16 protein-coding genes are annotated in these 14666 nt (G+C 40.6%); 5 read left to right on the forward strand and 11 right to left on the reverse strand.

Translation table 11 applies throughout. From position 1 onward, the window contains the following. From bamG to QWZ08_RS27025, 3 genes are all read right to left on the reverse strand, one after another. Entirely contained in the window at nucleotides 1-1353 is a 1353-nt protein-coding gene (gene bamG, locus QWZ08_RS27015) for a BamG family beta-barrel-assembly machinery protein (protein ID WP_290340868.1), read from the reverse strand. After that, nucleotides 1353-2084: a type III pantothenate kinase gene (locus QWZ08_RS27020; RefSeq protein WP_290340869.1), complete on the reverse strand. Its 732-nt coding sequence runs from the start codon at nucleotides 2082-2084 to the stop codon at nucleotides 1353-1355. The genes bamG and QWZ08_RS27020 overlap by 1 nt, the downstream gene beginning before the upstream one ends. Before the next feature lie 141 nt (nucleotides 2085-2225). Then, entirely contained in the window at nucleotides 2226-2861 is a 636-nt protein-coding gene (locus QWZ08_RS27025) for an LON peptidase substrate-binding domain-containing protein (RefSeq protein ID WP_290340870.1), read from the reverse strand. Nucleotides 2862-3029: 168 nt separating this feature from the next. Here QWZ08_RS27025 and meaB point away from each other — a divergent pair, with 168 nt between their 5' ends. Continuing rightward, on the forward strand, nucleotides 3030-3920 hold the full coding sequence (gene meaB, locus QWZ08_RS27030; protein ID WP_290340871.1) for a methylmalonyl Co-A mutase-associated GTPase MeaB: 891 nt from the start codon (nucleotides 3030-3032) through the stop codon (nucleotides 3918-3920). Nucleotides 3921-3959: 39 nt separating this feature from the next. Here meaB and QWZ08_RS27035 read toward each other — a convergent pair whose 3' ends face one another. The 3 genes from QWZ08_RS27035 to QWZ08_RS27045 form a co-directional block, all read right to left on the reverse strand. After that, nucleotides 3960-4196: a hypothetical protein gene (locus QWZ08_RS27035; RefSeq protein WP_290340872.1), complete on the reverse strand. Its 237-nt coding sequence runs from the start codon at nucleotides 4194-4196 to the stop codon at nucleotides 3960-3962. Between the two features lie 170 nt (nucleotides 4197-4366). Then, the gene (locus QWZ08_RS27040; protein WP_290340873.1) at nucleotides 4367-4822 is read right to left on the reverse strand and encodes a protein kinase family protein; all 456 of its coding nucleotides are present in this window, start codon (nucleotides 4820-4822) and stop codon (nucleotides 4367-4369) included. A gap of 133 nt (nucleotides 4823-4955) precedes the next feature. Continuing rightward, nucleotides 4956-5426: a hypothetical protein gene (locus tag QWZ08_RS27045; protein WP_290340874.1), complete on the reverse strand. Its 471-nt coding sequence runs from the start codon at nucleotides 5424-5426 to the stop codon at nucleotides 4956-4958. Between the two features lie 196 nt (nucleotides 5427-5622). On the opposite strand from QWZ08_RS27045, the gene trmB reads away from it, so the two are divergent. The 4 genes from trmB to QWZ08_RS27065 are packed head-to-tail and all read left to right on the forward strand — an operon-like array spanning nucleotide 5623 to nucleotide 7733. Further along, complete coding sequence (gene trmB, locus QWZ08_RS27050; RefSeq protein WP_290340876.1) at nucleotides 5623-6321, forward strand: tRNA (guanosine(46)-N7)-methyltransferase TrmB; 699 nt, start codon at nucleotides 5623-5625, stop codon at nucleotides 6319-6321. Between the two features lie 7 nt (nucleotides 6322-6328). Then, entirely contained in the window at nucleotides 6329-6535 is a 207-nt protein-coding gene (locus QWZ08_RS27055; RefSeq protein WP_290340877.1) for a C1orf53 family protein, read from the forward strand. A gap of 19 nt (nucleotides 6536-6554) precedes the next feature. After that, nucleotides 6555-6947 (forward strand): MGMT family protein, encoded by a 393-nt coding sequence (locus QWZ08_RS27060; protein ID WP_290340878.1) that lies wholly within the window; start codon nucleotides 6555-6557, stop codon nucleotides 6945-6947. Between the two features lie 57 nt (nucleotides 6948-7004). Beyond that, nucleotides 7005-7733, forward strand: coding sequence for a hypothetical protein (locus QWZ08_RS27065; protein WP_290340879.1), 729 nt, complete (start codon nucleotides 7005-7007; stop codon nucleotides 7731-7733). 9 nt (nucleotides 7734-7742) lie between these two features. Here QWZ08_RS27065 and QWZ08_RS27070 read toward each other — a convergent pair whose 3' ends face one another. From QWZ08_RS27070 to phnY, 5 genes are all read right to left on the reverse strand, one after another. Further along, complete coding sequence (locus tag QWZ08_RS27070) at nucleotides 7743-9059, reverse strand: DUF5690 family protein (RefSeq protein WP_290340880.1); 1317 nt, start codon at nucleotides 9057-9059, stop codon at nucleotides 7743-7745. Between the two features lie 217 nt (nucleotides 9060-9276). Then, nucleotides 9277-10602 (reverse strand): DUF5690 family protein, encoded by a 1326-nt coding sequence (locus tag QWZ08_RS27075; RefSeq protein ID WP_290340881.1) that lies wholly within the window; start codon nucleotides 10600-10602, stop codon nucleotides 9277-9279. A 162-nt stretch (nucleotides 10603-10764) separates the two neighbouring features. Then, nucleotides 10765-12000 carry an NAD(P)/FAD-dependent oxidoreductase gene (locus QWZ08_RS27080; protein ID WP_290340882.1) on the reverse strand — a complete coding sequence of 412 codons (1236 nt, stop codon included), beginning with the start codon at nucleotides 11998-12000 and terminating at the stop codon, nucleotides 10765-10767. Nucleotides 12001-12028: 28 nt separating this feature from the next. Continuing rightward, nucleotides 12029-13114: a 2-aminoethylphosphonate--pyruvate transaminase gene (locus tag QWZ08_RS27085; protein WP_290340884.1), complete on the reverse strand. Its 1086-nt coding sequence runs from the start codon at nucleotides 13112-13114 to the stop codon at nucleotides 12029-12031. A gap of 63 nt (nucleotides 13115-13177) precedes the next feature. Further along, on the reverse strand, nucleotides 13178-14656 hold the full coding sequence (phnY, locus tag QWZ08_RS27090; RefSeq protein ID WP_290340888.1) for a phosphonoacetaldehyde dehydrogenase: 1479 nt from the start codon (nucleotides 14654-14656) through the stop codon (nucleotides 13178-13180). Nucleotides 14657-14666 lie beyond the last annotated feature (10 nt).

Raw genomic sequence — 14666 nt, forward strand, 5'->3', positions numbered from 1 at the left:
TTAATCGTATTTATATCTTCTAAACCACAGGTCGCCCAAAGATAAACCAATACTGAGTCGCACGGTATTTTCTCTTACGTTCGATTTTTTATCTCCCCTGCTGCCGATTTCAATGGCGGTGTTCAACATAGAAGATTGTGTCTCAAAATAACCTCTTCTCAATTTTAGCGGAAACCCTGCGCCAAATGTAAAGCCATACTCTGGCAACTTGCTGTTGATATTGATGTAGTCGGGACCGTAATTAAAGCCAATGCGATAATGTACAAAATTGAAATACTTGTTGATAGGTGTGTTGTAAGATGCCGGGAAATATTCCACGCCGGCTCTTATTTTCCAGTTATTGTTAACCAGGTCCGGCTTGCCGTAAAAGCTATATTCCTGCCACTTGGTAACTTCATAATCAGCGCCAAAGCTCCAATGGCCTGCGCTATCGCGGTAGGTAAAACCAACGGCATAAGCAGATGGACGTACGATATTTCCTTTTATTTCATTTTCATAAATACTGTCAATTCGTGAATTCGTACCATTTGCGTCGGTTGCGAATGTCTCTCTCAACGTACTTTGTGTTCCTTTGTATGTTTGTTTCAGGTTGCCATAGGCGCCTAATCTTAATATCGCCTTGCTTTTCAGTTTGATTTCATACTGCATACCCACATTAAAAAATCCGCCGCCAAAATGGGTTCTTTCAGATGAGTTGGAGGAATAGTAATGGACAGTGTCATTTAAAAAACTAAGCCTGGTACTGTAGTCCTTATTGCCAAATGCATACCCTGCATTAAATCCCAGACTAAGGCCTTTGATACGAATACCAAGGCCACCAGCCACTTCATTTAAGCCACCGTTGCCTTCGTAAACTGTAGCTAAACTATCAATACCCTGTAACCGCTCAAACTTTGCGATTTTATAATTTATTTTTGAAACCGGTTTAAGGCCAAAGTTGGCGCCTAAAAACACGCCTTTTTTATTTGCCTGCTTCATTTTTATAGGAAAGCCCAGCTGCACGTAAGACATGCTGACGTTATTGGAGGTAAACTTTGTAAGGGGGGTTGTACTTCTTAAAATACGTGTGTCTATTTCAGCACCAAAATCAAATATGGTGCTGCGCTGATAATTTGGATTGCCTTTTACTACTGCAGGGTCTACATAGCCAAGGTTGCCATAGCTGGCGGGATTGGTAAAATTCACACTTTGAAAATCTGAATAGCCTGCAGTTATTCCACCCATAGCCCTGGTGATGATATTGTGATTGGGGGTAAGATCTCCCAAGCCATAACGGGAATAAGGAGAGTTTTCCTGCGCAGAGACAGATGTGTAAAAAAGTACGGTTAAAACCAGGCCTGTCAGTCTCATCATTATTTGCAGTTGTTAACTTCGCTGATTGCGTAAAGTCCTTTGAATAAAAAATTTAAGTCTGCAAATATCCTGTTTTTAAGTTGACCGGCAAAATAGGCCGAATCACCCCCGGTTAAAACCACGTTAAAGTTGCCGTATTTACCTGCATAATAATCGATGAACCCATCAATTTCAAAGGTAATTCCGGCTATTACCCCGCTTTGAAGATTCGTTTTTGTGTCGTAGGCAATTACCGGAAAATTCCAGTCTTTTTGAACCAGCGGTAAAAATGCGGTATGATCATGCATTGATTTAAACCGCATTTCCATACCCGGCGAAATGGCGCCACCAATAAACTCGTTGTTTTGGGTAATGAAATTATAGGTGATACAACTGCCCAAACCAATCACCAGGTTATTTTTGTCTGGATAAAAATGCACGGCGGCGGCAATCAACGCCAGCCGGTCTGCACCAATGGTTTGGGGTTTTCCCACAGCCGTAGTGAAATTTACTTTACTAATATGGGATAGTTTATGAAAGTTTGTTTTTTCACCCAATAGTGTTTCAATAGCACTGTTGTGTTCTATAACGGATGCCAGAATAGTGTTGTCAGGTTGGTATTGTTCCAGCAGTTTTTCAATGGTTTCCAGGCTGTCGTCTGCCACCGCAATGTCATTTTTAAATACATCATTTTCAAAGAAGCCGCATTTTTTACGGGTATTGCCAAAATCGAAGCAAAGTGTTTTTTTCATGTATGTATTTTTCTAGATAAACTTTAGCAAGAGTAGCAATCGCAGCAGATTGATAATTGTAAAAGGAAAGATAAATCGCTCTTTTGAATCTGCTTACAAAGACGGATTGCTAAAAAAACAACCTGGTAAAAAAGATGATTGTTACAAATTAAACCCTTCCAGGTTTTTAAAATGCCCGTTTAATTTTATCCGCTTTTTTAGTGTTTCCATTTCAGCCACTATGGGCAATACTTTTAGCAGGTGTTGCTTTAAATATTCCTGCCGCTGCATTTCATGAAACAGGCCAAGCAATTCATATTCTTCCTTCAGCGAAAGACCGGCGTGGTGGGCTACATCATAACTGCGTAACAATGCTTCCGTTTTTGAAAAGGTTTTCTTTACTTTTAAAATGGTATGCAGCTGGCCTATAATTTCCACCACTTTTTGCATTAATAGCTGATTACTCTTTTCTGAATTTTCAGGATAATTGACAATGGCACCATTGTATAATTTCCCGGGCACATCTTTTACAATTTCTAAAATACGAAATACTTCCAGGCCCTTTGTTTTAATATCCATTTCGCCGTTATCATACACTTCCGTTATTTCAACCAGTTCTACCAGCGTTCCCAGCTCACCAATTTTATCATCAATAACTGCCGGTATGCCAAAAGGCTTTTGATTTTCCTTGCAATCATTAATCAGCTGTTTGTAACGGGGTTCAAAAATGTGCAGATTGAGTTCTTCGCCAGGATATACCACAATGGCCAGCGGAAAAATATTTATAAAGTTGGTCATAATACGCCCTGAATTTTTAACCGAAGTTAATAACAAACAGCCATGATAAAACCGTGCCGTCCTGGTATTATAATCGCTATAAGCAATCGGGGTAACGGCATTGTTTGCGCCAGTTCCCCAAGGTTTCAATTATTTGGAATTTGATTTATTTACAGTGAATTTTGTTGCATGTGGCAACAATACCTGCAACAAATTCAGCACGGCGATATTAAAGCTCTGGCCAGGTGCATTTCGCTGGTAGAAAACCAGGTAGAAGGGCATGAGCGTTTGTTGCAGCTTTTACCTCCTTCAACCACGCCCGTTATTGGAATTACAGGCCCTCCCGGGGCAGGAAAAAGCACACTGGTGGATGCATTGATTGGTCATATTACCGGTGAAGGAAAAAAGGCAGGTGTACTTTGTGTGGATCCATCTTCTCCTTTTAATTTAGGAGCACTTTTAGGCGATCGTATCCGGATGAGTGAGTGGTATACCAATCCCAATGTATATATCCGCTCGCTGGCCTCCAGGGGCTCGCTGGGAGGGCTGCACCCCAAAATAATTGAGATCAGCGATTTGCTGAAAGCCGCCACCTTTGATTATGTAATTGTTGAAACAGTCGGCGTAGGACAAAGTGAAATTGAAATTGCCGGGCTGGCAGACTGTACAGTTGTGGTATTGGTGCCTGAATCGGGTGATGATGTACAAACTATGAAAGCCGGGCTGATGGAGATTGCTGACATTTTTGTTGTAAACAAAGCCGACCGTCCAGACGCCGCTGCTTTTATGAAAAATCTACACGGAATGCTTGCCCCCGCATTTAATACCAGGCGGATTCCTGTTCCGGTTATCAAAACAGTGGCATCGCAAAAAACGGGTATTAGCGAACTGATGGAAGCCATAGCAGAAAGCCTTGCTCAACAAAAAAACAGGGATAAAAAATACTGGCTGTTAGCAGAAAAAGCGTACTATCTAATCACACAAAAAAAAATGGCGGGTGTTAAAAAATCTTTTTTGAAAACCCAGATTGAAAAGGCTGGGAAAGACTTTAACCTATACCGGTTTATACAACAATTTTAGGGGAGTGTCAGCATGTTGCCGGCAGAGCAACAACCTATGTCAGGCGTCCGGCATTTCATCAGCTTCTTTATTGGTTTTCCACCAACGGTAGCCGATAAAGCCTACTATGATAAAGGGAGTAAACATTAAATACATAATACCACTGTTTAAGCCCTGGGCGGGCCCTTCGCCCAATTGCTGGGCAGTTTTAGTGCAAATAGAACATTGCGCCTGTACAGTTTCCGCAAAAGCCGCGGATATCAAAAACACTAAAAATAAAGAGAGCATTTTTTTCATTGCAATACAAAGATAAAGCATAAAAATATTCCAATTGCTACCCTGTTTAACCGCGGCAATCATTACCACAATATTGTCTTGTTGAATTACTCTACAAATTATTCTCAACAGCACATTTCCACTGTAGGGGCGATGCCTTTGCCAACAAAACGAAAAGTGAAAAGGCTGCTTTATTTAAAAAAAACTTCATTTCTTATACCATCAATTATTTCGGGTGTAATAATCTCCGTTGGGTGGGTTTGTTTATATTGTTTTAGCCTTGCATTCATTTCTTCAATCTTCAGTTCGTATTCCCGGGCCTCCTTGTTTTCGGGCAATACGTTTTGGCTAAAATATTTTGCGTTTTGGGCTAGATGGTAAAACAGGGCACCTGCAAACATGCAGACAAACAGGAAAAAAACATAATCGTGTAAACTGAAGCCATAGGTGTACCAAAACCAGCCGCAAAAAAACAGTGGGATCATAAAAATTATCTTTTGCTTAATGGCCACCAGCATAACCCCCGTATAATAACACACTAACCCGAATAAATAAAACCAGTTACCTGCTCTCGACGCCATAAAAGGAATTACAACAAGTGGAAATATAATATAGAAAATGGTAAGTATTTTAAACATCCCCTTCATGGTACCGGTAAGTTTGACTTAATTAGGAGTAAAATTAGCAATGTTTATTGACTATCCGTTATCATGCCCTTTAATCTGCTGTTTGGTTCAGGGAGTTAGCCCGGGATTGGAATTGCCCGTGCTTAGCAATGTGTTATGCAAAGAAAATGTCGTTTCTTATACTATCAATTACGTCAGGCGTTATAGTTGCAGTCGGGTGTTTTTGTTTGTATAAGTTCAGCCTGGCATACATTTTTTCAATTTTCAATTCGTATTCTTCAGCAAGTTTGTTTTCTGGCAAAACCTTTTTAATAAAATGTTTTACATTTTGAGCAAGTTGATAAAAAAAAGCGCCTGAAAATATACAAATGAACAAGAAAAAAGTAAAGCCATGCAAATCAAAACCGTAGGTAAGCCAAAACCAGCTGAAAAATAGTACAGGAATCATTAAGATTATTTTTTGCCTGGCAACAACCATCAGGATAGACAGGTAATACAACACAATACCAAACAAAAAAGACCAGTTTCCAAAAATGGATTGCGAATAGGCTTGTCGCATTAGTAGCACAATTATTAATGGAAATACGATATAAAAAACGGTTAACGCTTTATACAGGTTTTTCATTTTTTTGCTGGTATTTTTTGATGTTGGGCTTATAAAGCTACTTGGCCGCCCCCTTTTTATTACAACAGTTTACGTTTAAATCACCGGTTAGAATATATCAACGTCGATTTTGTCTAAATAGTGTAAGCTGGAATATTTTTATATTACAAAAAAGGGTTGGGTGTAACTGCGCTATGTATAGTTATATTTGCGTTTTATGGCACAAAAAAAATTACAACGCTTTGCAGACATTAAGACCTTTGCCAATGTGCTGGAATATCCGGAAAATATGCAGGGGCAATGGCATGCCTTCTTTAAAAACACCGGGCCTGTAGTGCTGGAACTTGCCTGTGGCCGTGGAGAGTATACAGTTGGTTTATCAAGATTATTTGCCGGAAAAAATTTTATAGGGGTCGATGTAAAGGGCAACCGCATTTACATAGGGGCAAAAAAATGCCTGGATGAACAACTTACCAATGCCGCTTTTTTAAGAACACAGATTGCCATGCTGCCCAACTATTTCTCAGCCGGCGAAGTAAGTGAAATATGGATCACATTTCCCGATCCTCAGCTAAGGACCTCCAAGGCTAGAAAGAGATTAACCCATCCACAATTTTTGCGCTTGTACCAACAGGTATTGGTAAGTGGCGGTTACCTGCACTTAAAAACCGATTCGCCGGACCTGTACCGTTTTACAAAACGGGTAATCGGATTGTATGGCTTACACCTGCACGAAGATAGTGCTGATATTTATGCAGCCAACCCTTCACCAGAACTGCAGATAAAAACACATTACGAAGCGCTTGATATAGCACAAAGTAAAAAAATTCATTACCTGAAATTTAGCCTGCCTGCAACCATTGGTGATTTGGATGACGCTCTGCAGGAAGAACTTAAATTAACAGAAAACATTTAAAAGTTGTATGCGCCGGCTAACTGAAGGAAAAGACTTTTATTACAACGAGGAAAGGAATGTTGTATTTACCGCAAACTATCATTTGCAAAGAGGCAGCTGTTGTGGTAATGGTTGCAGGCATTGCCCGTTTAACCACTGCAATGTAGAAGATGAGATTGTAAAAAAACAATGCCGTCCGGTTTTAAAGAGGATAGAGAGTAATATAACTCCGTAAATTCTGTAACTTTTAAACTATGAAAAAGAACTCAGCCGTTAAAAAAGATCCTGTTAAAGAAACTGCCAAAAGCACTGTAAGAGAATATAGCTTTTTTGCTGACGTATATGATATAGTGAGACAAATACCAAAGGGCAGGGTTACGTCTTATGGTGCCATTGCTGTTTATTTAGGCACCAAACTTTCTGCCCGGATGGTCGGCTGGGCAATGAATGCGGCACATACCGCGAAACCAACAATTCCGGCACACCGTGTAGTTAACAGAAACGGAATGCTTACCGGCAGACATCATTTTGCAACACCTACTTTAATGGAAGAGTTATTAAAGAAAGAAAAGGTGCAGGTGAAAGACGACAAAATAATTGACTTCAAAAACATTTTCTGGGATCCTGCAACAGAGCTGGTGTTATAAGCGACGCCTTGTTCAATTAAACTTACTTTTGCCTGCTACAACATTAATATTACTGCAATGGATACAAAGACCATCATGGGCAAAATAACTTTTATCAATCATGATAAAGAGTATGCCACTATTGAATATGAACTCAATGGCAAAAAGAAAAGTATCAGCGGTAATATTAGTGAAAAGGAGCAGTTGAAATTAAAGAAAGAAAAAATAATAAAAAAAATTCACCAGTTCCATGTGGGGGATGAAGTGAGTTTTGTGATCGCTTTATCAGCCAGGGGCGATAAGATGATTGCTGATTGTTTGCAGTTTCATTTTAACAACGCACTTGATAATCTTATTAACAAATCATATGTAGAAAACCGGTTTGTTGGTTATTTAAAAAAAGTGGATGACGATTATTTTGTTAAAGAAACCGGTAGTTATATATTTTTTCCGTTGATTTTATCCCCCTGGGAAAAAAGGCCAAAAGAAGACAATTTAAATGAACCCGTATTTTTTAAGCTGGAAAATACAGACAAGCCCGACAAGGCCACAGCCGCATTATTTAAAAGTGAATACATTCCGGAATATATGTACGCTATGCAATGCTTTAAAAACAAAACTGTAATTGATGCAACTGTTTTTAAAGTAACACCCCACGGTGTTTTTGTAAATGTGGTAGATAAGAAAATACAGGCAAAGATTGCCGTTCATAAAAGTGACCAGTTGCCGGTTGCGCAAATTGGAGACATTGTACAAGTGCGTATTACTTACCTTGGCACTTCAAAAATTATTGTAGAAAGAGTGTAGTAAAACAGTTTATTTTGTTAGGGCCGGCTCCCCACTTATTTTTTCGCTATTTATATTGGTATATTTTCTCTTAAAATAAAATGCTGCAATAAAAGTTCCTATTATACCAACTACAGAAATAATCAACACGGCATCTATAAAAAAATTCGTCCAGGATAACTTTACGCCGATAAATTCTTTTAAAAATAATACCAGCACACTTCCCAGGTAGCCAAACGCGTCTGCCACATACATGATAAACCCAATGTTGCTTTTTACCCTGTAAGTGGCTATCATCCTTTCAAAATACAACGCATTAAAAGGAACATAACTCAGGTACAAACCCGTACCAATCATGGTCATCCAAATTACCGGATTAATCTCCCTTGCCATGAACAACAGTGTTGAAATAAATGCCAGAGCATACCCACCAATGATGATAAAATGATTGATCATAAAGGCGCTGATATTGTTTTTTACCAGTATCAGCAAACTCATGCACAATAAAACAATCAGCGATACATAAGTCTCCGTTTCAGTAAAAATCGCGGCGTTATTTCCATACCCCAATTCTTTCCATAATTCGTTTGAAAAATTATCACGAAAATCCCTCAGAATAGTCAGCAATACATACGTAAACACAATGATGATGATACCTGGTAGAAAAGTGCCAATGAAAGCTTTTCGCTCCACGCCTGTCATAGGCTTTCGTGCACTCCGTAAAATAATATCTGCCGGCGAAGGATGCGGAATATGATTGAGCAGCCAGGTAAATACAATCATCGGAATAACAAAAAATGACCCGGCAATAAAAGGCATCCACATTTCGCTTACATGCCAGTACAGTACAATTGATTTACCCACACTTTTTACAACACCGGAAGAAAATATAAAACTGATGGCAAGTACTGCACCCATAAACTCCGTAGACTTGCGGCCTTCGAGAAAACTGAATACCAGTCCCCAGACCATTCCCAGCGGAAATCCATTTAAAAAAAGAAAGATGATATTGTAGGGTGCTGGTGTAACGGCAAACAGCAGTAATGCCAGCCAGGCGAGCAGTATCAGTTTTACAATGGTGATTGCCCGCTTTTCGCCCTGCATGGCCGAAATGAATTTTATTCCATAAAATTTGCTCAGCATGTAGCCTATTACCTGCGCTGTAACCAGCCAAACTTTGTAATCGAAACCAAGAAATTCCATACCGGCAAAGCCAGCTGCAACAAAAGGTTTGCGAAAAGCATACATGCAGAAGTACACACAAAATGCGCTGAGGGCCGCATAAAGAGAGAGTGCCCATAACGGCATTTTTTTTAGTTGATCCCGGAGCAGCGCAGAGGTGTACATGTGTATCAGGTTTACAATGCAATCTTAAAAGTTGTACAAAATAGCATTATTCATCCAAAAAGCCTTGTTACAAATAACACGGCACTTTTTTATCAGTAGAATTATTTTAATAAAGCGGAAACGGAGTTACCGTCATCAGGAAATAATTCTGTTGTACTTCCAAATGCATATTCAAATAAAAATAATGAAAGTTGCGGGTATACAAATAGCAGCAGATTCAGGCGGGTTGCGGAACAACTACCAGGGGATCAACCGAAACCTGCAACAAAGGCAGTGCTCTTTTCCGCCTGTAAAAAAACAGGGTGGTAAATAACAATATCCCCAAAGAAACAGCAGATTGTATGTAGGAGAAGTTGATCAGCAACCTGCTCCAGTTAAGATCCTTCATAAAAAATTCTTTGTACAATGTTAATCCCACGCTTCCAAGATAACCGGTAGCATCACAGATATAAACAAAAAAACCGGCGTTAGCCCTCATCCTAAACAGGGCGATGGTTCTTTCAAATAAAGCAACCTGCATCGGTATATAAGCCAGAAACAGCCCCATTCCCAGTAACACCATCCACCAGAAAGGTGACAGTATGTGCAGTTGAAACAGCGCTGTTGAAAGCCCACCCAGCAGCAGGCCAAAACCTATTAACCCGGTGGTAACCCAAAATCCCTTTACGTTACTTTTAATGAGCGACAAACTGGCCAATACCATCAGCACAATAAAACCAGAAATAGTTTCTGTTTGTGCAAATACGGCTTTGTTCCATTTCACTTCAATTTCTTTCCATATTTCTACAGAAAAATTATCCCTGAAATCACGCATGGTTGCTAGCATCGCATAAATGACAATAAAGCCGAGTAGCCCCAGGCCGTAGTCGCGTAACACTTTTCTTTTATCATCTGTACTCATAGGGGTTCTGGCTGAACGAGAAGCAATATCCTCTTGGGAAGGCGCAGGTATTACAGCAAGCATCCACACAAAAAACATAAACAAAGGAAGAAAGATCAGTCCAATAACAGCGGGCAACCAAAACTCAGTAACGGATGGCAACAATTCATGCAGAAAAAAATAAAATGTTTTTAGAATCCCGGAAGAAACAATCAGGCTGATACTTAAACCTGTTCCCAAAACTTCGGTAAACCTGCGGCCTTCCAGGTAACTAAAAACAACGCCCCATACCATTCCGAGCGGCAGGCCATTTGCAAAAAGAAAAATAAAATTGTATGGGTAAGGTACCACACCAAATAACAGCAGTGATAGTTCAGCAAAAATTATCAGTCCGATAATCAGCTTTCTGCGACTCGCTGCTTCCAGCTCGGATATCACTTTAATACCTGCAAATTTTGACAGCATGTAGCCAAAAACCTGGGCAATGATCAACACCGCTTTATAATCGAGCCCCCAAAGTTTGTATTCGCTGTAAGTGCCGGCAGCAAAAGGCTTCCTGAATGCATACATGCAGAAGTAGGTACCAAATGCAGCAATCATACACCATACAATAAAAAACCCTTTGGATTGCGATAACCGCTGCTGTAATCTAAATGCCATCATTGTTGCCATGTTGTTCAAAGTTTCAAAAAGAATGATTGATAAATTAAGGTCCTTGATTGGCTACACTTTCAAATAAAATGCATAGTAGCGATTGGCATTTATACACCAATACAAAATTTATAATGCCCTTTTTAAAGGCTTTGTTTAAATAATATTTATTAATTAACCACTTCTTTTTTGTGACCTTGCCAAAGCGCATTTATCCAGCCACACTTTACTAAACGGATCTATTTTACCAAAACGTTCAATGCTGAATTTTGCAAAATCGTAGGGGTTTGGCCTGCCTGCAATCAGCTCAGCAAACGCAAGCCCAACACCACCTGAAACAGAAATACCTGCACCTGCGCAACCTGTTGCAGCAAACAAATTTTTAATACCCGGCACAATGCCCATACTTAAATTATTGTCGGGTGTATAGCCAGAAAATCCTGCGATGTAATACTTTAGGCCTATATCATATACGGCCGGAAAAAAGCAGCCAAGCTTATCAATTACTTCCGACAAGTCACTCACGCCACGATCAGGACTAAAAGAGAAATCGCTGATATCTTTTGGAATATCCAACGGGGATGTGGTGAATGATTTGGCTTCCCTGATACCAAAAAGTAAACCGCCGCCTTCGGGTCTTGCATACGCCTGCACATCAGGTAATAAAACAATAGGAGAATCAACAGGAAAAATGTCATTTCGTTCAGTGATCCAGTATTGACTTCTCACCGGTGCCATCGGCAGACCAACACCTGCCTGCATAGCCAACACTGGCGACCATGCACCGGCGGCAATTACAACCGCATTGGCATATATATTGCCGGCAGTAGTGCTTACCCCAATAGCAGTGTTACCTTCCATTAACAGGTCATTTACCTCAACACCTTGCCTTATATCCGCACCGTTCATTTTTGCGCACCTTGCAAAAAAGGTTCCCAGCAAATAAGGATCACAATAACTTTCATCTGGTATAAAACCAAACTTTAATACTTCATCCGTTTTTAACCAAGGTACTTTTGCTTTTACTGTTTCATGCGTGAGGTATTCTGAAGGCTCGTTAAATGAATCTGCAATGCGCATCATGTCATCCAAATCTGCCACAGCTGATTCGCTCGCCGCCACATGCAGTACGCCCACCCTTTTCATGTCCATGCTTTCATTCAATTGCTTTTCCATTTCGGCAACTGCACGGTAAGTTTCTAAAGAAAGCGGAATAAAATGTTGCTTGCTTCTGATTCGCGTAACCAAGGCTGCAGCCCTGCTTGTGGCCGCGTGGCAAATTTCATTTCGCTCCAATACTACTATCTTTTTACCCGGATTATTTTTTGTATAATAATACGCAATGGCACACCCAAATATGCCGCCGCCAATAACAATGGCATCCACCTTTTCAGAAGAATCAATCAGCATAATGAATTAAAAATAATTTCCTGGATAATTATAATAATACTTCTTTCACAGCCGCTACAAGCGCCCTGATATCGGCTGGAAAAATTTGGCCGATATTACCGATGCGAAATGCATCTGCCTTACTTAATTTACCAGGATAGATAACGAAGCCCCGCTCATTTAACTTGTTATAAAAAGACTCGAAATTGAATGAAGTATCTGAAGGGTACAGGAACGATGAAATGATATGCCCCTGAATTTCGGGTTTTAAATATTGTTTAAATCCAAGTGCTGCCATGCCCTCATCCAGTAACCGCTTATTCGTTTTATAACGATTAGCCCTTGCTGCAACTCCACCTTCTGCCTCCAACTCCTTCATCGCCTGTCGAAAGGCCATGATGCTGAGGGTAGGCGGTGTAAAGCGAAATTGGCCGCTTGTTTCCAGTCCGTTCCACTGATCATATAGATCAAGGCTAAGGCTTCTGCCCTGGCCTTTTGCCTTTTCCAATTCACTGCGTTTGCACAAGGCAAAAGAAAAACCAGGCACACCCTCAATACATTTGTTAGAAGATGAAACCAGGAAGTCGATGTGCATTTGCTGCATGTTCATTTCCACACCGCCGAAGCTGCTCATGGCATCAACAATAAAAACTTTATTGCGCGCCTTGCAAACAGCGCCGATGGCTTTAACCGGGTTAAAAAGACCGGTGGTGGTTTCGCTGTGGATGCAGGCTACATGCGTAATGCCGGGATTTTCTGTTAAGAATTTTTCAGTGGCTTCCGGCGTAACAATTTCATCTTCATCAAACCTTAACACAACATGTTTTATGCGATTGATTTTGGCCATTTTTACAATACGCTCTCCGTAAGCTCCATTCACTAAAACAGCCAGTGTATCATTCTCCCCTGTTACGCTACCGATAACACTTTCCACACCAAAAGTTCCTGAACCCTGTACAATTACACATTCATAGCCTCCTTCTTTTGAAACGCCTGCGAGGGTTAATAAACCGGTTCTTATTTCTTTAACGGCTTCAATAAATGCATGGTCTCTTGATCCCATATCTTCCAGCATGGCTTCCTTAACGGTCGCGGAAGTGGAAAGCGGCCCTGGGGTAAACAATAATTTTTTCATCTGAGATATTTTAATAAATTAAACTGTATTGATAAAATTATTCTGATAAGGAATGGTTACTTCTTACCAGGGCATTGAAAATGTTTTTACGAAAGTGAAACATTTCATTGCTTCAATAACTCCTTCTTTAATACCAAGCCCGGAATCTTTTATTCCGCCAAAAGGCGAGCTTTCAATTCTGTAACCTGGCACTTCGTTGATGTTTACCGTTCCTACTTTCAACTCTTTTATAAAACGAATGGCATGTTGCATGTTATTGGTGATAATTCCGCTGGATAAACCGTAGGCCGTTGAATTGCTCAACGCAATGGCATCGTCAATGTCTTTAAACCCAAGGATAGGTGCCAACGGCCCGAATGATTCTTTCATTACCATATCGCAGTCGCGGGGCACGTTGTCAATCACAGTTGGTTCCAGTAATGCTCCGGTGCGTTTGCCTCCCAATAAAATAACTGCGCCCTGTTCAACCGCTTTGTTAACTACCGATTCAAGATAAATCGCAGATGCCTCATCAATCACCGTACCTACAATTGTTGCAGCATCTGCAGGATCGCCACAGATATAAGTCTTCGATTTTTCAACAAATTTCTCGGTGAACTCCGCCTTTATTTTTTCGTGCACCAATATTCTTTTTACTGCGGTGCAACGCTGGCCACTGTTGCGGTAAGAGCCTTCGGCCGCAAGTTGCACTGCTGTATTCATATCAGCGTCTTCCAGGATAATAATGGGGTCGTTTCCCCCCAATTCCAGTATCACCTTTTTATATCCCGCGATGGATGAAATTCTTTTACCTACAGCAACACTTCCTGTAAAGGAGACAATTTCAACTCTTGGATCTTTCACCAACGGTTCAGCAATCTGGTCAGTTGGGCCGAGCAATGTGCTCAACATATAATGCGGCAACCCTGCATCGTATAACAGTTCTGTAAACTTGATGGCGGTTAAAGGTGTTTTTTCAGATGGCTTTAAAATAACGGGCGTACCCACCGCAATAGCTGGTGCAATTTTATGCGCTACCTGATTGAGCGGATGATTAAACGGAGTGATGCAAAGCGCCAGCGACAAGGGTTCCCGCGTGGTAAATATTTTGCGGGCCTTTCCCTGCGGAGAAATATCACAGGAATAAATTTGCCCGTCATCCTTCAGGCTTTCCATGGCAGCAAACATCAATACATCGTGTGCACGGCCTGTTTCATAAATAGCTTCCCGCATGGCGAGACCAGCTTCCGAAGAAATTACTCTTGCGAACTCGTCTTTTCGTTCAATTAATAATTGCCTGGCTTTATCCAGGATACTAAAACGGTCATAACGGGTTAATTTTTTTCCTCCTTTTAAAGCCACCTGGATCGCTTCCTCTGCATCGCTGGCATTGGCAAGTGTGACAGTGCCGACCAGCCTGTTATCGTAAGGGCTTTTTACTTCCAGCAGTTTATCTGATACCAGTTTTTTTCCGGCAACATAACTGCTCGCATTGATGACAGGAAGATGATTGATGTTTTTTTGTTGGCTTTTATTTTCAACAACGGTTGCGTCTTCATTCATAGTACTCAAT

The sequence above is a fragment of the Ferruginibacter paludis genome (assembly GCF_030409685.1).
Taxonomy (GTDB): domain Bacteria; phylum Bacteroidota; class Bacteroidia; order Chitinophagales; family Chitinophagaceae; genus Ferruginibacter; species Ferruginibacter paludis.